The organism is Nocardioides exalbidus, from assembly GCF_900105585.1.
Taxonomy (GTDB): Bacteria; Actinomycetota; Actinomycetes; order Propionibacteriales; family Nocardioidaceae; genus Nocardioides; species Nocardioides exalbidus.
The window spans coordinates 2,510,204-2,534,512 of record NZ_FNRT01000002.1 but is presented as its reverse complement, the minus strand read 5'-3'; the positions used below and the strand labels follow the sequence as shown (position 1 = coordinate 2,534,512).

22 protein-coding genes and 1 riboswitch are annotated in these 24,309 nt (G+C 71.6%); of the genes, 10 read left to right on the top strand and 12 right to left on the bottom strand.

Features of this window, described 5'->3' with window-relative positions:
• Nucleotides 1–60 precede the first annotated feature (60 nt).
• Genes BLV76_RS12480 through BLV76_RS12470 form a run of 3 tightly spaced genes read left to right on the top strand, consistent with a single transcriptional unit; the run spans nt 61 to nt 3,148 of the window.
• On the top strand, nt 61–1,314 hold the full coding sequence (locus tag BLV76_RS12480) for an extracellular solute-binding protein (RefSeq protein ID WP_090969425.1): 1,254 nt from the start codon (nt 61–63) through the stop codon (nt 1,312–1,314).
• Nucleotides 1,311–2,324 (top strand): carbohydrate ABC transporter permease, encoded by a 1,014-nt coding sequence (locus BLV76_RS12475; RefSeq protein ID WP_217630328.1) that lies wholly within the window; start codon nt 1,311–1,313, stop codon nt 2,322–2,324. Before BLV76_RS12480 ends, BLV76_RS12475 begins: the two co-directional genes overlap by 4 nt.
• A complete protein-coding gene (locus tag BLV76_RS12470) occupies nt 2,321–3,148 on the top strand; it encodes a carbohydrate ABC transporter permease (protein ID WP_090969424.1) in 828 nt (275 codons plus the stop codon). The genes BLV76_RS12475 and BLV76_RS12470 overlap by 4 nt, the downstream gene beginning before the upstream one ends.
• A 141-nt stretch (nt 3,149–3,289) precedes the next feature.
• Here the strand turns inward: BLV76_RS12470 and BLV76_RS22565 are convergent, their stop codons facing one another.
• From BLV76_RS22565 to BLV76_RS12455, 3 genes are all read right to left on the bottom strand, one after another.
• Entirely contained in the window at nt 3,290–3,451 is a 162-nt protein-coding gene (locus BLV76_RS22565) for a hypothetical protein (protein WP_165355025.1), read from the bottom strand.
• Nucleotides 3,452–3,601: 150 nt separating this feature from the next.
• Nucleotides 3,602–4,831, bottom strand: coding sequence for an MFS transporter (locus BLV76_RS12465; protein WP_245734651.1), 1,230 nt, complete (start codon nt 4,829–4,831; stop codon nt 3,602–3,604).
• 75 nt (nt 4,832–4,906) lie between these two features.
• Nucleotides 4,907–7,114, bottom strand: coding sequence for an NADP-dependent isocitrate dehydrogenase (locus tag BLV76_RS12455; RefSeq protein ID WP_090972645.1), 2,208 nt, complete (start codon nt 7,112–7,114; stop codon nt 4,907–4,909).
• A 171-nt stretch (nt 7,115–7,285) separates the two neighbouring features.
• Here BLV76_RS12455 and BLV76_RS22560 point away from each other — a divergent pair, with 171 nt between their 5' ends.
• Nucleotides 7,286–8,419 carry an aquaporin gene (locus BLV76_RS22560; protein WP_090969421.1) on the top strand — a complete coding sequence of 378 codons (1,134 nt, stop codon included), beginning with the start codon at nt 7,286–7,288 and terminating at the stop codon, nt 8,417–8,419.
• Nucleotides 8,420–8,424: 5 nt separating this feature from the next.
• Here BLV76_RS22560 and BLV76_RS12445 read toward each other — a convergent pair whose 3' ends face one another.
• Nucleotides 8,425–9,123 (bottom strand): hypothetical protein, encoded by a 699-nt coding sequence (locus BLV76_RS12445; protein WP_139306564.1) that lies wholly within the window; start codon nt 9,121–9,123, stop codon nt 8,425–8,427.
• Between the two features lie 80 nt (nt 9,124–9,203).
• Here BLV76_RS12445 and BLV76_RS12440 point away from each other — a divergent pair, with 80 nt between their 5' ends.
• On the top strand, nt 9,204–10,190 hold the full coding sequence (locus BLV76_RS12440; RefSeq protein ID WP_090969419.1) for a malate dehydrogenase: 987 nt from the start codon (nt 9,204–9,206) through the stop codon (nt 10,188–10,190).
• A gap of 83 nt (nt 10,191–10,273) precedes the next feature.
• Here the strand turns inward: BLV76_RS12440 and BLV76_RS12435 are convergent, their stop codons facing one another.
• The 6 genes from BLV76_RS12435 to BLV76_RS12410 form a co-directional block, all read right to left on the bottom strand.
• Nucleotides 10,274–10,621 (bottom strand): DUF3017 domain-containing protein, encoded by a 348-nt coding sequence (locus BLV76_RS12435; RefSeq protein ID WP_090969418.1) that lies wholly within the window; start codon nt 10,619–10,621, stop codon nt 10,274–10,276.
• Nucleotides 10,621–11,469, bottom strand: a complete 849-nt coding sequence (locus BLV76_RS12430; protein ID WP_090969417.1) for a bifunctional methylenetetrahydrofolate dehydrogenase/methenyltetrahydrofolate cyclohydrolase — start codon at nt 11,467–11,469, stop codon at nt 10,621–10,623. The genes BLV76_RS12435 and BLV76_RS12430 overlap by 1 nt, the downstream gene beginning before the upstream one ends.
• Before the next feature lie 82 nt (nt 11,470–11,551).
• Nucleotides 11,552–13,120: a bifunctional phosphoribosylaminoimidazolecarboxamide formyltransferase/IMP cyclohydrolase gene (gene purH / locus BLV76_RS12425; protein ID WP_090969416.1), complete on the bottom strand. Its 1,569-nt coding sequence runs from the start codon at nt 13,118–13,120 to the stop codon at nt 11,552–11,554.
• A 24-nt stretch (nt 13,121–13,144) separates the two neighbouring features.
• Nucleotides 13,145–13,222, bottom strand: a riboswitch (ZMP/ZTP riboswitch).
• 2 nt (nt 13,223–13,224) lie between these two features.
• Nucleotides 13,225–13,839 carry a phosphoribosylglycinamide formyltransferase gene (gene purN, locus BLV76_RS12420; RefSeq protein WP_090969415.1) on the bottom strand — a complete coding sequence of 205 codons (615 nt, stop codon included), beginning with the start codon at nt 13,837–13,839 and terminating at the stop codon, nt 13,225–13,227.
• 47 nt (nt 13,840–13,886) lie between these two features.
• Nucleotides 13,887–15,089 carry a YibE/F family protein gene (locus tag BLV76_RS12415; protein WP_090969414.1) on the bottom strand — a complete coding sequence of 401 codons (1,203 nt, stop codon included), beginning with the start codon at nt 15,087–15,089 and terminating at the stop codon, nt 13,887–13,889.
• A gap of 2 nt (nt 15,090–15,091) precedes the next feature.
• Nucleotides 15,092–16,396 carry a cell division protein PerM gene (locus BLV76_RS12410; RefSeq protein ID WP_090969413.1) on the bottom strand — a complete coding sequence of 435 codons (1,305 nt, stop codon included), beginning with the start codon at nt 16,394–16,396 and terminating at the stop codon, nt 15,092–15,094.
• Between the two features lie 73 nt (nt 16,397–16,469).
• Between BLV76_RS12410 and BLV76_RS12405 the strand changes: the two genes are divergently transcribed.
• From BLV76_RS12405 to BLV76_RS22165, 3 genes are read left to right on the top strand one after another with little or no spacing between them, the layout of a single operon-like run.
• Complete coding sequence (locus tag BLV76_RS12405) at nt 16,470–18,362, top strand: SigE family RNA polymerase sigma factor (RefSeq protein ID WP_090969412.1); 1,893 nt, start codon at nt 16,470–16,472, stop codon at nt 18,360–18,362.
• Nucleotides 18,363–18,407: 45 nt separating this feature from the next.
• On the top strand, nt 18,408–19,127 hold the full coding sequence (locus tag BLV76_RS12400) for a hypothetical protein (RefSeq protein WP_090969411.1): 720 nt from the start codon (nt 18,408–18,410) through the stop codon (nt 19,125–19,127).
• 47 nt (nt 19,128–19,174) lie between these two features.
• On the top strand, nt 19,175–19,375 hold the full coding sequence (locus BLV76_RS22165) for a hypothetical protein (protein ID WP_139306563.1): 201 nt from the start codon (nt 19,175–19,177) through the stop codon (nt 19,373–19,375).
• Between the two features lie 17 nt (nt 19,376–19,392).
• On the opposite strand, the gene sucD is transcribed toward BLV76_RS22165, so the two are convergent.
• A complete protein-coding gene (sucD, locus tag BLV76_RS12395; protein WP_090969410.1) occupies nt 19,393–20,274 on the bottom strand; it encodes a succinate--CoA ligase subunit alpha in 882 nt (293 codons plus the stop codon).
• Nucleotides 20,275–20,292: 18 nt separating this feature from the next.
• Entirely contained in the window at nt 20,293–21,462 is a 1,170-nt protein-coding gene (gene sucC / locus BLV76_RS12390; protein WP_090969409.1) for an ADP-forming succinate--CoA ligase subunit beta, read from the bottom strand.
• A gap of 129 nt (nt 21,463–21,591) precedes the next feature.
• Here sucC and BLV76_RS12385 point away from each other — a divergent pair, with 129 nt between their 5' ends.
• Complete coding sequence (locus tag BLV76_RS12385) at nt 21,592–22,914, top strand: cryptochrome/photolyase family protein (protein WP_090969408.1); 1,323 nt, start codon at nt 21,592–21,594, stop codon at nt 22,912–22,914.
• Between the two features lie 161 nt (nt 22,915–23,075).
• Entirely contained in the window at nt 23,076–23,906 is an 831-nt protein-coding gene (locus BLV76_RS12380) for a M23 family metallopeptidase (RefSeq protein WP_090969407.1), read from the top strand.
• Nucleotides 23,907–24,309: the final 403 nt, after the last annotated feature.

Below are 24,309 nucleotides of genomic sequence, written 5' to 3'. Positions count from 1 at the left end.
ACCGCACTCCCACACCGCACTCCCGTCCCACTCCCGTCCACCGCTCAACCAGGAGAGACCATGAAGCACATCCACCGCACCGGACCTGCTGCCGCCGTGGCCGTCGTCGCATCACTCGCCCTCGCCGCCTGCGGCGGCGGGAGCGGGTTCGACGACTCCGGCGACTCCTCGTCGGACGGTGGAGGCGGGGGCGAGGCGATCCGCATCCTCATCGGGTCGTCGGGCGACGCCGAGACCCAGGCGGTCGAGGAGGCGGTGGCCGCGTGGTCGGAGGAGAGCGGGACCGAGGCCTCCGTCCAGGCAGCGACCGACCTGTCCCAGGAGCTGAGCCAGGGCTTCACGTCCAACAACCCGCCGGACGTCTTCTACGTCTCCACCGACGCCCTTGCCGGCTATGCCGCCAACGGCTCCCTGCTGGCGTACGGCGACCAGCTGGGCAACGCCGACGACTTCTACCCCACCCTCGTCGACGCCTTCACCGTCGACGACCAGTTCTACTGCGCGCCGAAGGACTTCTCCACGCTCGGCCTGGTGATCAACACCCGGCTCTGGAAGGACGCGGGCCTCACCGACGCCGACGTGCCGACCACGTGGGACGAGCTCGCCGACGTCGCGAAGACCCTCACCTCGGGCAAGGTCGTCGGCCTCGCGTTCGGCCCGGAGTACCAGCGCGTCGGCTCCTTCTTCCCCCAGGCCGGCGGGTCGATGGTCAACGACGACGGCACCGAGGCCACCGTCGACAGCCCGGAGAACCTCGAGGCGCTCGACTTCGTGCAGGGCATGATGAAGGACGGCGTCGCCTCCTACTCCTCCACGCTCGGCGCGGGCTGGGGCGGCGAGGCGTTCGGCAAGGAGCAGGCCGCCATGGTCATCGAGGGCAACTGGATCGCCGGCGCCATGCAGAACGACTACCCCGACGTCGACTACACGGTGGCCGAGCTGCCCGAGGGCCCCGCCGGCCCCGGAACGCTCGCCTTCACCAACTGCTGGGGCATCGCGGCCCAGAGCGGCAACCAGGAGGACGCGGTCTCGCTGGTCGAGTACCTCACGACCGCCGACCAGCAGCTCACGTTCGCCGACGCGTTCGGCGTGATCCCGTCCGTGCAGAGCGCCGCGGAGTCCTACGCGGAGTCCCGCCCCGCGTTCGCGCCCTTCGTGGCCGGTGCCGAGTACGCCCAGAACCCGCCCGCCCAGGAGGGGGCCGCCGACGTGATCTCCGACTTCAACGCCCAGCTCGAGGGCCTGCAGGACGGCGACCCGCAGGCGATCCTCGAGTCGGTCCAGCAGTCGATGCAGGCCGTCGTCGGACAGTGACCACCGCCTCGATCCGCCGGGGGCAGAACCGGGACGGATGGTTGTTCGTCGCCCCGGCGGTGATCCTCCTCGCGGTGTTCCTCGCCTTCCCGGTCCTCATGGCGCTGTGGGTCAGCGTCTCGGACTGGCGGGGCGTGGGCAGCCCGCTCTCCGGTGACGTCGGCTTCGTCGGCGCGGACAACTACGCCAACATCCTCACCGGCGGCAGCCTCCAGCAGCGCGACTTCGGCACGGCGATGCGCAACAACGTCTACTACGTGCTCCTCGTCGTGCCACTGCAGACCGTCGTCGCGCTCGGCCTGGCCGTCCTCGTCCACACGAAGGCGCTGAAGGGTCGCGGCTTCTTCCGCACCGCGTTCTACTTCCCCTCGGTCACGAGCGCGGTTGCCATCACGGTGCTGTGGCTGTTCCTCTTCAACAGCACCGGCGCGGTCAACGCGATGCTGGGCTGGGTGGGGATCGACGGGCCCAACTGGTTCGGCGACGCGCGCGGGATCATCCACACCGCCCTCGGCGCGGCCGGGATCGACGCCCCGGCGACGCTGACCGACCACCGTGCGCTCGGCATCACGTGGTGGGAGTGGCTGGCCGGTCCGTCGTTCGCGATGTCGGCGTTCATCCTGCTGGCCGTCTTCACCACGTCGGGCACCTTCATGCTGCTGTTCATCGCCGCCCTCAACAACGTCGAGGACGAGATCGCGGAGGCCGGCATGGTCGACGGCGCCAACGCCTGGCAGCGCTTCCGGCACCTCACGCTGCCGATGCTCCGCCCGACGTTGTTCACGGTGCTCACCCTCGGCCTGATCGGCACGTGGCAGGTCTTCGACCAGATCTACACCGGCACCCAGGGCGGACCCGCCAAGACCACGCTGACCCCGGCCTACCTGTCGTTCCAGACCTCGTTCAACTCCCAGCGCTGGGGAGAGGGCGCGGCGATCGCCTTCATCCTCTTCGCCATCATCGTGGTCCTCACCCTGCTCCAGCGCTGGGCGCTGCGGGAGAAGTCATGACGGCCCGGCGCCCGAGCCTGTGGCTGTACGCCGTCCTGGCCGCGCTGGCCGTCGTCTACATCTTCCCGTTCCTGATCGACGTCGCGACGTCGTTCAAGACCGAGCCGGAGGCGGCGTCCAACCCGATCTCGCTGGTGCCGCAGACCTTCACGACGGCGGCCTACGAGCAGCTCTTCGGTGGCGACGCCTTCCCGACGTGGTTCAAGAACTCGGTCATCGTCACGCTGTGCGTCACGGCGGGGCGGGTCTTCTTCGACTCCCTCGCCGGCTACGCGCTCGCGCGGATCCACTTCCGTGGCCGCGCGGTGATGTTCGCGATCCTGGTGGCCATCATGGCGGTTCCCAACGTGGTGCTGCTGATCCCGAAGTTCCTGGTGATCAACCAGCTCGGCATCTACAACTCCTACCCCGGGCTGATCGTGCCGCTGCTCGTCGACGCCGCCGGGATCTTCATCATGAAGAACTTCTTCGAGTCGATCCCCGTCGCGGTGGAGGAGCAGGCGCGCATCGACGGCGCCGGCACCTTCCGGCTGTTCTGGTCGATCGTGCTGCCGATGGCCCGGCCCGCACTGGTCACGATCGTGATCCTGTCCTTCCAAGGCTCGTGGAACGAGCTGAGCCACTTCATCGTCGCGGCCAACGACCCCGAGCTGACCAACCTCACCAAGGGCGTCGCCTCCCTGGCCTCCAACCAGCTCGGCCAGGGCACCAAGTACCCGCTCAAGCTGGCCGCCGCCGCGGTGATGACGATCCCCGTCGCGATCGTCTTCCTGGTCTTCCAGAAGCGGATCATGAACACCAGCTCCGGCGCCGTGAAGGGCTGACCGGGAGCACCGGCCCGACGAGCTGCGGTGCTCGGACGACGACGGGACGACCTGGGCCCCGCGGCCCCTGCCGGGAGGTGGCTGAGCGTGTCGAGCCGGGCAGGGGCCCACGGGGCCCGCGAAGTCAGTCGGTGGTCCGGGTCAGACGACCCAGCCCACGTTGTCGGCGACCAGGTCGGCCGCGGGATAGACCCCGCGCAGCTCGGCCCGGCGCTGGAGCAGGCTCACCACGTCGCCGACGTTGCGGTCGGCGAGGAAGCGACGGCGCTCCATCTCTGCTGCCACCTTCTGCTCATCCACCATGACTCCCCCTCAGGAAGATCTTGGGCGGCGGGTCCGCCCTTCATGATTGGATCGTTCCAAGCTCGCGCTACACAAGAGTTCCGCCCGTGTTAACACCGTGCAACATGAACGGAAAGGGCGTGCACGGTTCCGCGCGGAAGGCGGGACCGGTCAGGCCGTGGCGCTCTGGCGCACGTGCAGCCGCGCGGAGACCAGCAGGATCGCGACCCCACCGAGGGAGAGCGCGAGACCGACGAGCGCCGGCGCCCGCAGGCCCCAGCCGGCGGCGATGACGAGCCCGCCCAGCCAGGCGCCGAGCGCGTTGGCGACGTTGAGCGAGGCGTGGTTCATCGCGGCACCGAGGGTCTGGGCGTCCCCGGCGACGTCCATCAGCCGCAGCTGGAGGTTGACCACCAGCACCGAGCCGAGCACGGTGATCAGGAAGACCACGGGCAGCGCGGCCCAGCCGTGCGGCGCGGCGAGCCAGAAGAGCAGCATCGAGGCGGCCATCCCGGACCCGCCGATGATGAGCGAGCGGAAGATCGACCAGTCGGCCATGATCCCGGCGAGCCAGGTGCCGGCGACCATGCCGAGGCCGAAGGACAGCAGGTAGACCGGGACGGACCGCTCCCCCAGCCCGGCGACGTCGGTGACCACGGGCGCGATGTAGGAGTAGACGGCGAACATGCCGCCGAAGCCGACCGCACCGGCGAGCAGGGTCAGCCAGACCTGCGGCAGCTTGAAGGCGGAGAGCTCGCGGCGTCCGCTCGCCTCGGCGTCGCCGGCGACGGACGGGACGAACCACGCCACCAGCGCCAGCGTGACGATCGCGAGGGCGGAGGTCGCCCAGAAGGCAGCGCGCCAGCCGAGCTCCTGCCCCAGCACGGTGGCGGCGGGCACGCCGATCACGTTGGCGACCGACAGCCCGAGCATGATCTGGGAGACCGCACGCCCCTTGCGCGACGGTCGCGCCATGCTGGCCGCGACGAGCGAGGCGACGCCGAAGTAGGCACCGTGCGGCAGGCCCGCGACGAAGCGCGCGACGACCAGCTGCTCGTAGCTCGCGGCGAGGGCGCTCACCCCGTTGCCGACGGCGAACGCGGCCATGAGCGCGACCAGCAGGGCCCGTCGCGGGAGGCGCGCGCCGAGGAAGGCGAGGAGCGGCGCCCCCACCACCACGCCGACGGCGTACGCCGAGATGACGTGGCCGCCGGTGGGGATGGAGACGTCGACGCCCGCGGAGATCTGCGGCAGCAGGCCCATCGTGACGAACTCGGTCGTGCCGATCGCGAAGCCGCCCATGGCGAGCGCGAGGACCGCGAGGCCGAAGTGGCGCGCGGACACCGTCGGGACGTCGAAGTCGTCGGTGGCGTTCGTGGTGGCGGCGGTCGTCATGGTCATCACAGCATGCAAGACAGGGCCCCCGGGGAGGTATTCCCCGAGGGCCCTGCCTGTGACGCGCGACTCAGCCGTGGATCAGAGCGTCGCCAGCGCCGCGTTGAGCGTGCCGGACGGGCGCATCACCGCGTCGGCCTTGGTGGGGTCGGGGCGGAAGTAGCCACCGATGTCGGCCGGCTTGCCCTGGACCGCGAGCAGCTCGTCGACGATCTTCTGCTCGTCGGCGCGCAGCGATCCCGCCAGCGCCGCGAAGGAGGCGGCGAGGTCGGCGTCGTCGGTCTGCTTCGCGAGCTCCTCGGCCCAGTAGAGGGCGAGGTAGAAGTGCGAGCCGCGGTTGTCGATCGTGCCCAGCTTGCGACCCGGCGAGCGGTCCTCGTTGAGGAAGGTCTCGGTCGCCCGGTCGAGGGTCTCGCCGAGGATCTTCGCGCGCTGGTTGTCGGCGTAGCCCGCGAGGTGCTCGAGCGAGGCCGCGAGGGCGAAGAACTCACCGAGGCTGTCCCAGCGGAGGTAGTCCTCCTTGACCAGCTGCTGCACGTGCTTCGGCGCCGAGCCGCCGGCACCGGTCTCGAACAGGCCGCCGCCGTTCATCAGCGGGACGATCGAGAGCATCTTGGCGCTGGTGCCGAGCTCGAGGATCGGGAAGAGGTCGGTGTTGTAGTCGCGGAGCACGTTGCCCGTGACCGAGATGGTGTCCTCGCCCTTGCGGATCCGCTCGAGGGAGTACGTCGTCGCGGCGGCGGGCGCCATGATCGACAGCTCGAGGCCGTCGGTGTCCTGCTCGGCGAGGTAGGTGTTCACCAGCCGGATCAGGTTGGCGTCGTGGGCACGGGTCTCGTCGAGCCAGAACACCGCCGGGGTGGCGGAGGCGCGAGCACGCGTGACGGCGAGCTTGACCCAGTCGCGGATGGAGGCGTCCTTGGTCTGGCAGGCACGCCAGATGTCGCCGGCCTCGACGTCGTGGGAGAGCAGCACCTCGCCCGCGGCGTTGCGGACCTCGACGGTGCCGGCGGCGGGGATCTCGAAGGTCTTGTCGTGCGAGCCGTACTCCTCGGCCGCCTTGGCCATCAGGCCGACGTTGGGCACCGAGCCCATCGTGGACGGGTCCAGCGCGCCGTGGGCGCGGCAGTCGTCGATCGTGGCCTGGTAGACGCCGGCGTAGGACGAGTCCGGGATGACCGCGAGGGTGTCCTGCTGCTCGCCCTCGGCGTTCCACATCTGGCCCGACGTGCGGATCATCGCCGGCATCGAGGCGTCGATGATGACGTCGGAGGGGACGTGGAGGTTGGTGATGCCGCGGTCGGAGTCGACCATCGCGAGGGCCGGGCCCTCGGCGAGGCCCTTCTCGAAGGCGGCCTTGATCTCGGCGCCACCCTCGACACCGTCGAGGCCGGCGAGGACGGCGCCCAGGCCGTCGTTGGCGGAGAGCCCGGCAGCGGCGATCTGCTCGCCGTACTGCGCGAAGACGTCGGCGAAGTAGGCACGCACGACGTGGCCGAAGATGATCGGGTCGGAGACCTTCATCATCGTGGCCTTGAGGTGCGCGGAGAACAGCACGCCGTCGGCCTTGGCCTGCGCGACCTGCGCCTCGAGGAACTCGTCGAGCTTGGCTGCGCTCATGAAGGTCGCGTCGACGACCTCGCCGTCGAGGACCTCCAGGCCCTCCTTCAGCACGGTCTCCTCGCCGCCCGCGACGTGGACGATGGAGAGCGTGTCGTCGCCGTCGATGACGACGGACTTCTCGTTGCTGCGGAAGTCGTCGTGGCCCATGGTCGCCACGTTGGTCCGCGAGTCGCTGCTCCAGGCACCCATCGAGTGCGGGTGCGACTTCGCGTAGTTCTTCACCGACGCCGGTGCGCGACGGTCGGAGTTACCCTCGCGCAGGACCGGGTTGACCGCCGAGCCCTTGACCTTGTCGTAGCGGGCGCGGGTCTCGCGCTCCTCGTCGGTCTGCGGGTTCTCGGGGTAGGCCGGCAGGTCGTAGCCCTGCGACTGCAGCTCGGCGATGGTCGCCTTGAGCTGCGGGATCGAGGCGGAGATGTTGGGCAGCTTGATGATGTTGGCCTCGGGCTTCGTGGCCAGCTCGCCGAGCTCGGCGAGGGCGTCGTCGAGGCGCTGCTCCTCGGTGAGGCGGTCGGGGAACTGCGAGATCACGCGGCCCGCGAGCGAGATGTCGCGGGTCTCGACGTCCACACCCGCGGTCTTCGCGTAGGCGGCGATGATCGGGAGGAACGAGTACGTCGCCAGCAGGGGCGCCTCGTCGGTGTGGGTGTAGATGATCTTGGCCATGGGTACGACAGCTCCTGTAGATCGCGATCTCATCCGGGCATAACTCTTGACGTCAAGATACCTGACCTGGGGTCGGGTTGCGACTCGCCTACCCTCGCACCCCGTCAACCACGCCGCTAGAGTCGCGTGTGGCCGCCGGGGGGCGGCCACACGACTTCTGGAGGACGCGCCATGAGCGACATCGCCGAGGACACCCCGTCGACGGGGCAGAAATTCACCGCTGAGCTGCTGGGCACGTTCGTGCTCGTCTTCTTCGGCTGTGGCGCCGCGATCTACAGCGGCGGCAACATCGTCTCGACCGGCCTGACCTTCGGCCTCACGGTCGTGGTGATGGCCTACGCCGTCGGACGCATCTCGGGCGGGCACTTCAACCCCGCCGTCACGCTGGGCGCCGTCCTCGGCGGCCGCCTGCCGTGGAACAGGGCCGGCATCTACATGGCCGCCCAGCTCAACGGCGGCCTGCTCGCGGGCGCCGTGCTCTTCGGCCTCGGCCACGGCTTCGACGGCTTCACCGCCGAGGGCAACATGGGCCAGAACTTCTTCGGCGACCAGAACCCCGTGGCCCCCTACGCCTGGTGGGCCGCGCTGCTGCTCGAGATCCTGCTGACGGCCGTCTTCCTCTGGGTGATCCTCGCCGTGACCGACGAGCGCAACCAGATCAACGCCGTGATGGGCCCGCTGGCCATCGGCCTCACGCTGTCGATGATCCACTTCGTCGCGATCCCGCTGACCGGCACGTCGGTGAACCCCGCCCGCTCGATCGGCGTCGGCGTCTTCGCCGGCACCGACGCCATCGTCCAGCTGTGGCTCTTCGTGGTCGCCCCGTTCGTCGGTGCCGCGATCGCCGGCCTGACCTACCCGATCCTCTTCGGCCACGGGGCCGAGCCGGTCAACGGGTCCGGGCTCAACTTCGGCGGCGGCAGGAAGAACCAGCCCGTGCCCGGCAACTACGAGGCCCAGTGGAACCAGGGCCAGCAGGGTGGCTGGGGCCAGCCCGGCGCCGCGTGGGGTGCTCCCCCGCAGCAGCAGTGGGGCCAGCCCGCCCCGCAGCAGCAGCCGCCCGCCCAGCAGCCCGACCCCTACGCCGCGCCGCAGCAGCAGCCGCCCGCGCAGTGGGGCCAGCCGGCTCCGCAGCAGCAGCCGCCCGCCCAGCAGCCCGGCCAGCCCGGTCAGTGGGGCGCGCCGCAGCAGCAGCCGCCGGCCCAGCAGCCCGGCCAGCAGCCCGGCCAGCCCGGCCAGCCCGGCCACTGGGGCAACCCCGACGGCGACGACGACGGCCGCACGCAGGTGCGCCGCCCCGACTGATCCGGTCAGTCCCGGACGGCGATCCAGCCCTCGTCCAGGTCCTCGACGCTGACGAGGCCGGCACCCTTCTCGTACATGTTGCGGGTCGTGGTGCCGGCCTCGCCGCTTCCGGTGGTGGCCGAGCCCGACTCCCGCGTCTGCACCACCTGCTGCGACTGGTCCTCGATGGTCGTGCTGGCCTGCGGCAGCCCCGGGACGACGTAGGCCAGCCAGCCGTCGCCGAGCCGCGGGTCGGCCGGCATCGCGAGTCCGGCCTCCGCGCCGCCCTCGCCGGCCCGCCACGCGTCGCCGGTGGCCGGGTCGGCGCCGACCAGCCAGACGTTGCCGTCCTCGTCCTGGGCGAAGAAGCGGGTGTCGACGCTCGTCTCGCCGTCGATGTCGGTGGTCGTGCGGACGACGGTCGCGTCGAGGCCGGCCACCTCCTCGGTCGCCTCCGCGACCTCGGCGTCGATGCTGCCGAGGGTGCGCCCGGAGTCGACGACGTCGTAGTGACGGCTCGATCCCGGCTCGAGGGCGAGCCACGGGTTGTCGACGGTGTCGACGAAGTCCGCGGGCGTGGGAGTGGGCGTCGGGATCACGAGGCCGTTGATGCCGGGAGAGTCGTAGGGCTTCGGCTGGCCGATGCCGCCGCAGCCGGACAGCGCGCCGACGGCGACCAGGGCGAGGGCTCCGAGCGTGAGTGGGCGGCGTACTGCTCGGAGCATGGGCGCCAGCATGCCAGCAGCGCCCCGCTGCTAGCGTCAGAGGGACAACTGAGACCACCCTCACGAGGAGACAACCCACCGTGACCTCCGCACCTCTCAAGGTGGCCGTCACCGGCGCCGCCGGTCAGATCGGCTACAGCCTGCTGTTCCGCCTCGCGAGCGGCGCGCTCGCGGCGGACCGCCCGATCGAGCTGCGACTGCTCGAGATCGAGCCCGCACTCAAGGCGCTCGAGGGCGTCGTCATGGAGCTCGACGACTGCGCGTTCCCGAACCTCGCCGGCGTCGAGATCGGCTCCGACGCCGAGAAGATCTTCGACGGCGTCAACCTCGCCCTCCTCGTCGGCGCGCGCCCGCGCGGTCCCGGCATGGAGCGCGGCGACCTGCTCTCGGCCAACGGTGCGATCTTCACCGCGCAGGGCAAGGCCCTGAACGCGGTCGCGGCCGACGACGTGCGCATCGGTGTCACCGGCAACCCGGCCAACACCAACGCCCTCATCGCGATGACCAACGCGCCCGACATCCCGCGTGAGCGGTTCTCCGCGCTGACCCGCCTCGACCACAACCGCGCGATCTCGCAGCTCGCGGCCAAGACCGGCGCGGCCGTCACCGACATCACGCACATGACGATCTGGGGCAACCACTCGGCCACCCAGTACCCCGACCTGTTCCACGCCCAGGTGAAGGGCCAGAACGCCGCCGAGCTGGTCGGTGACCAGGCCTGGCTCGAGAACGACTTCATCCCGACCGTCGCCAAGCGCGGCGCCGCGATCATCGACGCCCGTGGCTCGTCCTCGGCCGCCTCGGCCGCGTCCGCCACGATCGACGCCGCCCGCGACTGGCTGTTCGGCTCGCCGGCCGACGACTGGGTCTCGATGGCCGTCGTCTCCCAGGGCGAGTACGGCGTGCCCGAGGGCCTGATCTCCTCGTTCCCCGTCACCACCTCCGGTGGCGACTGGTCGATCGTCGAGGGTCTCGAGATCGACGACTTCTCCCGCACGCGGATCGACGCCTCCACCGCCGAGCTCGCCGACGAGCGCGCCGCGGTCACGGAGCTCGGCCTGATCTGAGCAACGACACGCGCACATGAGCGGTGCGTGAGACATCTTCCGGTGCCCGGAGACATGTCTCACGCACCGCTCGTGCGTGGTGGCTAGAAACCCCCGGGCTGGTCCGGGATCGAGCCCGCCAGGAGGATCAGCGCGCCACCGAGCAGGATGAGCACGAAGGCGTCGAGGACCTTGTGGCGTACGGCGAGCATGCCGGCGTCGCGGGTCCGCAGGACCAGTCGCACGAGGGCGGCGAAGATCAGCGAGCCGCCCATCACCCGGATGCCGGTGCGCCACTCGTCGAAGAACACCAGCACCAGGCCGACCGTCACGACGGCGAGGACGAGCAGGTAGAACGCTCCCCCGATCGTCGAGGGATAGCGGCGCCCCTCCTCCTCGACCGGCGGGTCGGGCTCGCCCTCGAGGTGCTCGACGTGGTCGGGCTCGGTCATCACGCGCCGACGGACCTCTCGGCGATCTCCACGATGTTGGACAGCAGCATCGCGCGGGTCATCGGACCGACGCCCTTGGGGTTGGGCGAGACCCAGCCGGCCACGTCCCAGACGTCGGGCGCGACGTCGCCGGTGACCTTGCCGTCGACGCGCGAGACGCCCACGTCGAGGACGGCGGCACCCGGCTTGACCATGTCGGCGGTGATGATCCCGGGCACGCCGGCGGCCGCGACGACGATGTCGGCGTTGCGGACGTGGGCGGCGAGGTCGACCGTGCCGGTGTGGCACAGGGTCACGGTGGCGTTCTCCGAGCGACGGGTGAGCAGCAGCCCGAGCGGGCGGCCGACGGTGATGCCGCGACCGACGACCACGACCTCCGCGCCGGCGATCTCCACGCCGTGGCGACGCAGCAGCTCGATCGAGCCCACCGGCGTGCACGGCAGCGGGCCGGCCTCGCCGAGGACGAGCTTGCCGAGGTTGGTCGGGTGCAGGCCGTCGACGTCCTTGTCGGGGTCGACGCGCGAGAGCAGGGCGAACTCGTCGAGGCCGGTCGGCTGCTGCACGATGAAGCCGGTGCAGGCGTCGTCGGCGTTGAGCTCGTCGATGACGGTCTCCACCTCGGCCTGGGTGGCCGTCGCCGGCAGGTCGCGCCGGATCGAGGTGATGCCGATCTCCGCGCAGTCCTTGTGCTTCGCACCGACGTACCAGTGCGAACCGGGGTCGTCGCCGACGAGCACGGTGCCGAGGCCGGGCACGACCCCCTGCTCCTTGAGCGCGGCGACTCGCTGGGCGAGCTCGGCCTTGATGGTCCGCAGGGTGGCTGCGCCGTCGAGGGTCTGTGCGGTCACGGCAGGCAGTCTAGGCACGGGAGAGGTCCTTCCGACAGTCCGAATGTTCCGCCATGCGCCACGCGGTGCGGGATGCGCAACATCAGTGGAAGAAGTGGCGCGTGCCGGTGAGGTACATCGTCACGCCGGCGGCCTCGCACGCCGCCACGACCTCGGCGTCGCGCACCGATCCACCGGGCTGGACGATGGCCTTCACGCCGGCGTCGATGAGGATCTGCGGGCCGTCGGGGAACGGGAAGAACGCGTCGGAGGCGGCGACCGCGGAGGTGACCCGGTCCCCCGCACGCTCGACCGCGAGCCGGCACGAGTCGACACGGTTGACCTGGCCCATGCCGACCCCGACGGACGCGCCGTCGGCGGCGAGCAGGATCGCGTTGGACTTCACCGCGCGGCACGCGCGCCAGGCGAAGGCCAGGTCGGCGAGCACCTCGGGCGAGGCGGCCTCGCCCGTGGCGAGCGTCCAGGTGGAGACGTCGTCACCGGGGGCGTCGACGTAGTCGCGCTGCTGCACCAGCAGGCCGCCGGAGACCGGTCGCATCTCCACCTCGCCCCGGGCGACGGGCTCGCAGGTGAGGATGCGGATGTTCTTCTTGGCCTGCAGCACCTCCACCGCACCGTCCTCGTAGCCCGGGGCCACGATGACCTCGGTGAAGACCTCGGCGACCTGCTCGGCCATCGCGACCGAGACCGCGACGTTGGTGGCGATCACGCCACCGAAGGCACTGACGGGGTCGCACGCGTGGGCCTTGCGGTGCGCCGCCGCCACGTCCTCGCCGACCGCGATGCCACAGGGGTTGGCGTGCTTGATGATCGCCACGGCCGGCTCGTCGAAGTCGTAGGCCGCCCGGCGGGCCGCGTCGGCGTCGACGTAGTTGTTGTAGGACATCTCCTTGCCGTGGAGCTGCTCCGCACGCGCCAGCCCACCGCGCGCGGGCTGGGTGTAGAGCGCGGCCGACTGGTGCGGGTTCTCGCCGTAGCGCAGCTCGCCGGCCTTGTCCCACGTGCCGCCCATCCACGCCGGGAAGCCGGAGCCGTCGCTGGTGTCGGTCAGCACGTTGCCCATCCACGAGGCGACGTGCACGTCGTAGGTCGCGGTGTGCACGAACGCCTCGGCCGCGAGCCGCTGGCGCTCGGCCAGCGTGAACCCACCGGCGGCGACGGCGGCCAGCACGGCGTCGTACGCCGCGGGCGAGGTGACGATGGCGACGCTGGGATGGTTCTTGGCGGCGGCGCGCACCATCGACGGCCCGCCGATGTCGATCTGCTCGACGCACTCGTCGGGGCTGGCGCCCGAGGCGACGGTCTGGGTGAACGGGTAGAGGTTGCTGACGACGAGGTCGAACGGCTCCACGCCGAGCTCCTCGAGCTGCGCGACGTGGGAGTCGAGGCGACGGTCGGCGAGGATGCCGGCGTGGACGCGCGGGTGCAGCGTCTTGACCCGTCCGTCGAGGCACTCGGGGAAGCCGGTGAGGTCCTCGACCTTGGTCACGGGCAGGCCCAGCGACTCGATCAGCGCGGCCGAGCCGCCGGTGGAGACGAGCTCGACACCGGCGTCGTGCAGGCCGCGGACCAGGTCGTCGAGACCGGCCTTGTCGTAGACGGAGACGAGCGCGCGCTTGATGGCGATCTGGTCGGCAGAGGTCGGGGACACGGGGACTCCTCGGTGTGGTTCGAGTCGGGGCACCCAGGCGTTCGATGCTCCCGCGCGTCACTCCCTGGTGGTGGCCCACCTGCGCCAGTCGTGTGGTCCGAAGACTACCGAGCGACGGCGCCGATGCGAACCCGGCGTCCCTCGACGGTGATGCCCTCCCGGGCGATCCGGCCGACCGCGTCGACGAGCATCTGGCGCTCGGCGGCCTTGATCCGCTCGTGCAGCGAGGCGACGTCGTCGTCCTCCTCCACCGGCACCGGCACCTGGGCGACGATCGGCCCGGTGTCGACGCCCGCGTCGACCACGAAGAGGGTCGCACCGGTGACCTTCACGCCGTGCTCGAGGGCGTCGCGCGGACCGTGCATCCCGGGGAAGGCCGGGCACAGCGCCGGGTGGGTGTTGAGGGTGAGGAACCGGTCGAGGAAGTCCTGCGAGAGCAGCTTCATGAAGCCGGCCGAGACCACCACGTCCGGCTCGAACCGCTCGACCACGGTCGCCAGCGCGGCGTCCCAGCCGTCGCGGGTCTCGAAGTCGGACACCTGCCGCACGAAGGTCGGGACGCCCGCCCGATCGGCACGCGCGAGGCCCTCGATGTCCTCCCGGTCGGCGCCGACGGCCACGACGCGGGCGCCGTACGCCGGATCGGCGCAGGCGTCGAGCAGGGCCTGGAGGTTGGTGCCGGAACCCGACACGAGGACGACGAGACGGGCTTCGGGCACGGAGGGATTCTAGGGGTGGCCGGCGGGAGCAGCCGTCGCGAGCGTCGTCATGCGCGGTGCGAGGGACCCGTGCCGGCCGTCCGGTCCTTCACCAGGCGTCCGGCGACGAGAGCCGCGATCACGGTGGTCACCGGGACGGCGGCGATGATGCCGAGCCCGCCGACGAGGCCGCGCACGACCTCCTGCGCCACCACCTCCTGGCTCACCGCGATCTCGAAGGGCAGCGACATCGCCGAGAACACCAGCATCAGCGGGAGCGTGGCGCCGACGTAGGCGAGCACGAGGGTGTTGACCGTCGAGGCGACGTGAGACCGGCCGATCCGCATGGCGCGCACGAAGAGCGTGCGGGTGCTGGCGTCGGGGTCGACGTCGGCGAGCTCCCACACCGCCCACGTCTGGGTCACCGTGACGTCGTCGAGCACGCCGAGCGCACCGATGACGAGGCCGGCGAGCAGGAGGCCGCTGAGGTCGACCTGGACGGCGACGCTGGAGATGTACTGGCTGCCCTCGTCGACCAGCCCGGTGAAGTGCCCGACGCGCGTGAACGCCCAGCCGAGCACGCCGATCACCACCAGCGAGACCAGCGTGCCGAGCATCGCGACGGTCGAGCGGACGCTGAAGCCGTGGGAGAGGTAGAGGGTGACGAGCATGATCGCGGACGCCGTGACCACCGCGACCGCCAGCGGCGACTCGCCCTGCATGATCGCGGGCAGGGTGAAGATCGCGATCAGCACGAGGGAGTACGCCAGGCTCGCCAGCGCGCCGATCCCCCGCCAGCGCGACAGCACGAGGACGCCCACGGCGAAGAGGATCGTCAGCGTGAGGAGCGGCGGTCCGCGGTCGAAGTCCTGGAAGGCGTACTGCTCGCCCTCCGGCGCACCCGCCGTGTAGGAGACGATGATCCGGTCACCGATGTCGACCTTCGGCGCCTTCTCGCCGTAGGGCAGCACCGCGGTGGCGGAGTCGCCCTCACCCGGCCCGCTCAGCACGTCGATCGTGGCGGCCTGGCAGCCCTCGACCTCCCTGCCGCCGGCGAGCCGGCACGGGACGAACTCGGTGACCTCCGCCGTGCCGCGCTGCACCTCGACCCCCGGTGCGGTGATCTCCAGGTCCCCGTCGGGCCAGAGCAGCACGAGGCCGACGAGCGTGGCGAGCACGAGCGGACCCACGAGCACGGCCATCAGCACCCGCAGGCGCTGGGGAGCGGGGCCGAGCGAGGGGTGCTCGCCGTGGCCGTGACCAGCCCCCACTGTCAGGCTCGGGTGTCGTCGGAGGATGCGTCCACGGGGACATCCTCCACTGCGCCCTCTCGAGCCTCGTCATCGGCGGCCCGGGCGCGAGCGGCGCGCCAGGCCAGGGCGGCCGGGAGCGCCGCACCGAGGAGCGCGCCGACACCGCACGCGGTGACCGCGTGGACCAGGACGTCCGGCACGAGCGGGCCGACGAAGCGCATCCGGCCGGGTCCGGCCGATCCGCCGGAGAGGGCGGCGAGCACCGCGAACGCCACCCCGGCGACCAGGCCGCCGCCGCAGCCGGCGAGGGCGTACTGGTCCCACGCGAGCGGCCGCCCGCGCAGGGCCCGGTAGGACGCGACGGCTGCGACCAGCGGCGGCACGACCATGGCCAGGCCGACCCAGCCCGGGGGCGTGCCGACCGACGGGAGCGCGGCGAGTAGCGGGACGAGCGGCAGCGCGCCGAGCACGACGGCGCCCGGCGACACGATCGTGGCACCGCCGACGACGAAGCCCGGGCCGAGCAGCCACGAGCCGGCGAAGAGCGAGGCGTTGGGCAGGAAGGCGGCGTTGACGAGCGAGTAGAGCGCGGCCTCCGACGGACTGGTGTGCAGCCGGGCGGCCATGGTCGCGGCATCGTCGAACGACGTCGCCAGCGCGACGAGGAACAGCAGCCCGGACACGGCGACGAGCGCGGTCAGCACCTTCCCGGCGACAGCCGCACCCGCGCGCACGGTGGCAGGCGTGAAGGCGGCCCAGATCGCCGCACGGCCCGAGCCGACCGCGATGGCCGGCGCGGCCACGAGGGCGGTCAGCGCGATGGTCCAGCCCAGCACGCGGGGCACCGACGGGTCGGCCGTGGTGCCGGCCGCCAGCGTCGCGACCACCACGGCCACGACGGCATAGCCGGCGAAGAAGAGGGCGATGGCAGTCGGGACCGTGAAGTCGCGCTCGCCGTCGGAGATCCGGTCGGCGTCGGGGCCGTGGCCCGAGACCGAGTCGCCGACGCGGTGGCCGAGGCGCCACATCGACCACGCGGCGATCGCGGTGACGCCCAGCGGCACGATCGTGATCCGGGCGCCCATCACCGCGAAGCCGGAGCCGTGGCCCGCGAGCCACGCCAGCGCGCCCATCCGCATCCCGTCGCGCGGTGCGCCGTGCACGCCGGCGTCGCTGACGAACCAGCCGATGACGCCGACGGCCAGCAGCACGACCAGCGGACCGAGCGCCGCCATCACCCCGCCGAGCGTCGCGATCAGCACCAGCGGACGCGGGCGGGCAGCCTCGGTCCTGGCGTGGTCGGGGCGCGCGAGGAGGGACGTCATGGCCGAGCCATCATCACCCGCAGCCCGCCTCGGATCGCGCTGCCACGCCGCCACCCCGTACCGTGGAGCGGTCATGAGGAGCCCCGAGACCTTCGACGCCTACTACGTCGAGACCCGCACGCGACTCCTGCACGAGGCCTACGCGCTCACCGGTGACGCACCGGCCGCGCGCGCCGCCGTGCGGGACGCCTTCGTCGTCGCGTGGCACCACTGGCGCAAGGTCGCCGTCCTCGACGACCGCGACGGCTACGTCCGCCCGCTGGCCTTCCGGAGCGCCCGGCGCCGCCACACCGCCCGCATCTGGCACCGCGACAAGTCGCTCGACCCCGAGTGCCGCGCGACCCTCGACGCACTCTCCAAGCTCACCCCGCGCCAGCGCGAGCTCCTCGTCCTGCACGGGCTGACCTCGCTGACCCTCACCTCGATCGGGCGCGAGGTCGGCCTGACCCGTGCCGACGCCGAGCGCGAGCTGCAGACCGCGACCGCCCAGTTCTCGCTGAACCGCGACGTGCCCACGACCGACGTACGCCGCCTGCTCGAGGACCTCTCCGCCCCGCTCGAGGAGATCCGCTGGCCCCGCGCGACCGTCGTACGACGCGCGGGTGCGGCCCGTCGGCGCACCCACACCGTGATCGGTGCCGGTCTCGCGACGGCGGCGCTCGTCGTGTCCGGCTCGCTCGTGGCGACAGGGTCCGGCGCCGAGCCGACCAGCCTCAGCGAGGAGAAGGCGACCGGCACGATCACGGTCCACGACCCGGTGGTGCCCGCGGGTGCCGAGCTGGTGAGCGAGGACTCGCTCCTCGCGCCCGCGCAGCTGTCGCGGTTCGGGTCGGGGCTCGACTGGGCCGAGACCTCCACCAGCGACAACCTCGGCGGTGACGGGCTGGTCCTGCCCTGCCAGCGCGAGCGCTTCGCCGACCCGACGACGGTGTCCGCGCTGACCCGCTCGTGGGAGGGGTCCTCGACCCGGACGGTCACCGAGAAGGTGGGCAAGGGCGACAACCAGCGCACCCGCAGGCGCGAGGTCACCAGCGTCCAGACGACCGCCGTCCAGATGGTCGAGCGGTCCCCCGACGCCGCCTCGGCGCAGGCCGCCTTCGTGACGGCCTCGCTGTGGGTCGCCGGCTGCGTCGACCCGCGCACCCAGCTGCTCACCACCCAGACGGTCAAGCGGGTCGGCGAGGAGGCGCGTGCCTTCCGGTTGCGCTCGTGGGGCCGCACCCCCGAGAACATCACTGTCGCCATCGCCCGCACGGGCTCCTTGCTCATCACCAACGTCGTCAGCACCCGCGGCCGCCCGGTCAGCGACCAGGCAGCCCTGTCCGGCCTCGCCGCCGCCGTCAACGGGTTCTGCGGGACCGACGCCGCCGCGGTCTGCGCCGGCCGGGCGCGGAGCAACACCACCCGCCCGCTCGACATCGGCAACCCGCCCGGCGTGCTGGCCGTCGTCGACCTGCCCCCGGTCGCGGCCGTCCGCGGCCCGTGGGTCGGCCTCGACCCGGTCAGGGCGCGCAGCAACGACGCCGCGACCCGGTGCGACCGGACGTCCTTCCAGGGCAAGGGCATCCGCAAGGCGCTCACCCGCACCTTCGTCTTCCCCGAGACGCCCAACGCGACCCAGCTCGGCCTCACCCAGGCCGTGGGCCGGATGAAGCAGGCCAGGGCCTGGTCGTTCGTCGAGCAGGTGCGCTCGCGCATCCAGGCGTGCGGGCAGGCCAACCTCGGCACCAGCGTCACGCCCCTGGCCAGCTCGTCGTCGGACGGCCGTGACCTCAGCGTCTGGGCCCTGACGTTCCAGCTCAACGACAACCAGTCCTACCCCTTCCTCATGGCGATCGCCCGCGAGGGCTCGGCGGTCTCCCAGCTCGGCTTCGCACCCGACCGCAACATGACGATGTCGCGGCCCGACTTCGTCGCCCTCGCGCGGCGCGTCCTCGACCGGCTCGACACCCTCGATGGCGGCTGACGCGCCGGAGGCAACCTTTTCGTCCCCGACGTAGTCATAAGGGGCATGAGGTTCCGCCCTGCGCTCACGACGGCCGTCCTGGCGGCCGGACTGGCCGGCACCCTGGTCGTGTCCGGGTGCGCGGTGCGCGCCGACGACGACGGAGCCGCCGGGACGGACGCCGAGGCCCCCGCGCCCGCGGCCGCCTCCTCGGCGACGACCGAGCCGGTGGTCGCGATCGCCGACGACTTCCCCCTCGCCGCGGGCATGGGCGGGCCCGACGACGTCGTCCCCACCTCGCGCACCGGCACCGGTCTGCGCGACCTGGCCCTGTGCGGCACCACCCCCCTGCGCGGCCTCGACGCCCGCGACCGGATGGTCGCCGACAACAGCGGCGGGGAGTCCGCCAACACCCGCGAGCTGGTGCTGCTCGACAGCGCCGACGAGGCCGCCGCGGTCGCCGAGGCCGTCGCCGGGCTCCCGGCCCGGTGCAGCGGCGTCGAGGTGATCGGCGAGACCGAGGTGACCACCGAGGTGCGCACGTCGCCCTTCGGTCCCGCCCCGGCCGCGACGCTCGTGCAGACCTACGCCTTCGACGGCGAACCCGGTCCGGGCGCGACGGTCGTGCACGTGGTGCCCGTCGGCGCCGCGCTGCTCGTGTCGTCGACGTACGGCCAGTGGGACGCCGGGCAGCTCGAGGCCGGGATCGCCGCGACCCGGCGACCGCTCCGCAGGACGGTGGCCGCGATGGCGGCCTTCGACGGGGTACCGGTAGGGGTCGGCTGATGGCTCGGACGTACGGTGTCGTGTTCAAGAAAACGGGGTGCTAGATCATGTCCATACCTTCCACGCTCGCCAGCTCGGCGTGCCCGACGCTGCCGTCGCCGCGTCGGGTCAGCGCGGTCGCTCCGGTGCGCCTGCTCGGCGCCCACGTCGTGTGGCGGGTGCTGTGGGACGCCCGACGTCCCGCCCGGCACCCGGACGACAGGACGGCCCCGCAGGTGGACCTGCGGGGCCGTCTGGAAGTGCTCTGACTCAGGGAGTCCGCGGGCTAGAGCCCGTTGAGGATCTCCCGCATCAGCTCAGCGGTCTCGGACGGCGTCTTGCCGACCTTGACCCCGGCGGCCTCGAGGGCCTCCTTCTTGGCCTGCGCGGTGCCCGAGGAGCCCGACACGATGGCGCCGGCGTGGCCCATGGTCTTGCCCTCCGGGGCGGTGAAGCCGGCGACGTAGCCGACGACCGGCTTCGTGACGTGCTCCTTGATGTAGGCCGCGGCCCGCTCCTCGGCGTCGCCGCCGATCTCGCCGATCATCACGATCGCCTTGGTCTCCGGGTCGTTCTCGAAGGCCTCGAGGGCGTCGATGTGCGTGGTGCCGATGATCGGGTCGCCGCCGATGCCGATGGCGGTGGTGAAGCCGAAGTCCTTCAGCTCGTACATCATCTGGTAGGTCAGCGTGCCCGACTTCGAGACCAGGCCGATGGGGCCCTTGCCCGCGATGGTGTGGGGCGTGATGCCGGCCAGCGACTCCTCCGGCGTGATGATGCCGGGGCAGTTGGGGCCGATCATCCGGGTGGACTTGCCCTCGAGGTAGGCGACGACCTCGGCGGTGTCGAGGACCGGGACGCCCTCGGTGATCACCACGAGCAGCGGGATCTCGGCGTCGATGGCCTCGATCGCGGCGTCCTTGGTGAAGGCCGGTGGGACGAAGGCGACCGACACGTTGGCGCCGGTCTCCTTCATGGCCTCCTCGACCGTGCCGAAGACCGGGAGCTCCTTGCCGCCGAGCTCGACGGTGGTGCCGGCCTTGCGGGCGTTGACGCCGCCGACGATGTTGGCGCCGGACTCGACCATGAGGGTCGTGTGCTTGGCGCCCATGCCGCCGGTCATGCCCTGGACGATGATCTTGGAGTCTGAGTTGAGGTAGATGCTCATCGGTTCTGTTTCTCTCTCTCAGGCCTGGTGGGCGAGCTCGGCGGCCTTGTCGGCCGCGCCGTCCATCGTGTCGACCTGGGTGACCAGCGGGTGGTTGAGCTCGTCGAGGATCGCGCGGCCCTTGTCGACGTTGTTGCCGTCGAGTCGGACGACGAGCGGCTTGGTGGCGCTGTCACCGAGGATCTCGAGGGCACCCTTGATGCCGTTGGCCACCTCGTCGCACGCGGTGATGCCACCGAAGACGTTGACGAAGACGCTCTTGACCTGCTCGTCGTTGAGGATCACGTCGAGGCCGTCGGCCATGACCTGCGCGTTGGCGCCGCCGCCGATGTCGAGGAAGTTGGCCGGCTTCACGCCGCCGTGCGCCTCACCGGCGTACGCGACGACGTCGAGGGTGCTCATCACGAGGCCAGCGCCGTTGCCGATGATGCCGACCTCGCCGTCGAGCTTGACGTAGTTGAGGCCCTTGTCCTTGGCCTTGGCCTCGAGCGGGTCGGCCTCCTCGCGGATCTCGAACTGGGCGTGGTCGGGGTGGCGGAACTCGGAGGCGTTGTCGTCGAGCGACACCTTGCCGTCGAGCGCCTCGAGCTTGTCACCCTCGAGGCGGGCCAGCGGGTTGACCTCGACGAGGGTGGCGTCCTCCTCGACGTAGACCTTCCACAGCGCCTGGACCATCTCGATGGCCTGGTCACGCAGCTCCGCGGGGAACTTGGCCTCGTCGACGATCGCGGCGGCCTTCTCCGGCGTGACGCCCTCGATCGCGTTGATCGGGATCTGGCGCACGGCCTCGGGGTTGGTCTTGGCGACCTCCTCGATCTCCACACCACCCTCGACGGACGCGATGCAGAGGTGCGAGCGGTTCGAGCGGTCGAGCAGGAAGGAGAAGTAGTACTCCTCCACCGGCGGGGTCGCCGGGGTGACCAGGACGCGGTTGACGCGCAGCCCCTTGATCTCCATGCCGATGATGTCGCGCGCGTAGGACTCGGCCTCGTCGGCGGTCTTCGCGATCTTGACGCCGCCGGCCTTGCCGCGGCCTCCCGCCTTGACCTGGGCCTTGATGACGGTGACCCCGCCCATCTCCTCGGCGGCTGCGCGAGCGGCCTCCGGGGTCTCCGCGACCACACCGAGTGTGGTCGCTACTCCATGCTTGGCGAAGAGCTCTTTCGCCTGAAACTCCATCAGGTCCACGACGTAGCCAGTCCTTTTCGTTGCTGTCAGTTCCCGGGAAATACCTCTCGGCACACTAGACCCGTCGGGTGGCCCACCACGAGGGCGGGTGAGCGTGGTGGTGCTCACTCCGCGGCTAGGTTGGTGGGCATGTCGTCCTCCGGCTCGTCCGTGATGTGGTTCCGCCGCGACCTGCGCGTGCGCGACAACCCGGCGCTCCTCGCCGCCCTCGACGAGGGCACGGTGACGGCCCTCTTCGTCGTCGACCCCGCGATCTGGTCGACCGCGGGCGCGGCCCGGCGGGCCTGGCTCGCGGCCAACGTGCTGGCCCTGGCCGAGCGGATCCCGCTGACCATCCACCACGGAGACCCGCGTGACGTCGTGCCGCGCGTCGCCGACGGCCGACGCGTCCACGTCTCCGCGGAGACCACGCCCTACGGCCGCAGGCGTGACGACGCGGTCGCGGAGAAGGTGGAGCTGGTGGCCACCGGGTCGCCGTACGCCGTCGGGCCCGGGCGGGTGCGCAACGGCAGCGGCGACCCCTACCAGGTCTTCACCGCCTTCGCCCGCGCCTGGCGCGAGCACGGCTGGCCCGAGCCCGCCCACACCCCGCGCTCCCCCGACATCGAGCAGGGCGACTCGCACGAGCGGGCGCTCGAGGAGCTGGAGAAGGCGGTGGCCGACGCGCCGTTCGACCTCCCCCCGGCCGGCGAGGAGGCCGCGTGGCGGCGCTGGCGCGCGTTCCGCGACGACGGGCTGCGCGACTACCCGACCGAGCGCGACCGTCCCGACCACGACGGCACCTCACGCCTCTCGCCGTACCTCCACCTCGGGGTCATCCACCCGCGCTCGCTCCTGGCCGACATGGACACCTCGTCGACGTACGCCAACGAGATCGCGTGGCGCGAGTTCTACGCCGACGTCCTGTGGCACACACCCGCCTCGGCCTGGGAGGACCTGAAGCCCGCGCTGAAGGCGATGGCCTACGACGACCCCGCCGACGCGATCGAGGCGTGGCGGACCGGGACGACCGGCTTCCCGATCGTCGACGCCGGGATGCGGCAGCTGCTGCACTCGGGGTGGATGCACAACCGGGTCCGGATGATCACCGCCTCCTTCCTCACCAAGGACCTGCACGTGTGGTGGCCGGTCGGCGCGCGGCACTTCCTCGACCTGCTGATCGACGGCGACGTCGCCTCCAACAACCACGGCTGGCAGTGGGTGGCCGGCACCGGCACCGACGCCTCCCCCTACTTCCGGGTCTTCAACCCGGTCACCCAGGGGATCAAGTTCGACCCGCAGGGCGACTACGTCCGCCGCTGGGTGCCCGAGCTCGACCACCTCCCCGGCAAGTCGGCGCACGAGCCGTGGAAGTCCGACGTCGGCTACGAGCAGGACTACCCGCTCCGGATCGTCGACCACGCCGACGAGCGTCGCGAGGCGCTCGAGCGCTACCAGTCGGCTCGTGACTGAGCCCCCGGGCCCTGCGCTGAAGTCCGGAATCCGGACACCCCGCGGGTTGTGCACATCAATTTGATCGACAGTTGCACTTACCCGTGATCTTTCCGTTATGGTCGGTCGCGGTCTTGCCGACCGGACCCCCCTGACGACACGGCAGATTGGTAACCACCCCTATGGGCAACCACCGAGCGGAGCGCGCACCCAAGCGCCGCACCTCGGCCACGCCTGCACCCGTGAACGGGAAGCGGCGAGCAGAAGCCCCCCGCCGCTCGACCGTCCGCCTGCGGTCGCTTCCGTCCCTCCCCCTCGTCGCCGGTGTCGCGGTCCTCGCGATCTCCGCGGGCGGCGCCGTGACCGCCTCGGGTGCCGACGTCTCGGCCCTCGCCAGCGCCGGTTCCTCCGTCGACGCCGCCGGCTCGATCGGCACGAAGGCCGGCCAGGCCCTCGCCCGCCGCGGCACGGTCACCAGCCGCGACTACACCCGCGAGGCCGGCGAGGAGACCGACCCCGAGCTGGTCGCGCTCGCCGAGAAGCAGATGGCCGAGCGCACGGCCAAGCTCGACGAGATGCGCAAGGCCGCCGAGAAGCAGGCGGCGAAGATCAAGGAGAACAAGTGGGTTCTCCCCCTCGACAACTACCAGATCACCGCCGTCTTCGGGCAGTACGGCCTCTGGGCGAACTACCACACCGGTCTCGACTTCAACGGCAACACCGGTGACCCGATCCACTCCGTGGCCAACGGCACCGTGACCTTCACCGGCTACGACGGCGCCTACGGCAACAAGACCGTCGTCACCCTCGAGGACGGCACCGAGATCTGGTACTGCCACCAGACCACGATCTACGTCTCCGTCGGCGACCAGGTCACAGGCGGCGAGACCATCGGCACCGTCGGCGCCACCGGCAACGTCACCGGCTCGCACCTCCACGTCGAGGTCCGCCCCGGTGGCGGCGGCCCGGTCGACCCCTTCCCGGAGTTCGTCGCCCACGGCGTCGTTCCCTGATCGACGCTGCTCCCGCAGTGTCGTCGTCACGGACGATCGGGTAGCTCCCGCGCTTGAGCGTGCCTCGGCGTGCCCTCGGCGCCTCGTCAGCGGTGAGTGAGCCACCTTCCCGCGCCGCCGGATGTGGGTGGGCCACCGACGCGTCGGCGTGTCCCGCGCGCGGCGCCGACCAGCGGTGAGTGAGCCACCATCGGGCCGCCGAGAGTGTGGCTCACGCACCGCCCGCGGGAGCGTCGTACGCCGACCCGCGCGCCAGCGGTGAGTGAGCCACCATCGTGCCGCCGAGAGTGTGGCTCACGCACCGCCCACGGGAGTGTCGTACGCCGACCCGCCCGGCAGCGGTGAGTGTGCCACCTTCTGAGCGCCGAGAACGTGCCTCACGCACCGCCCGGGCGGCTGCGGG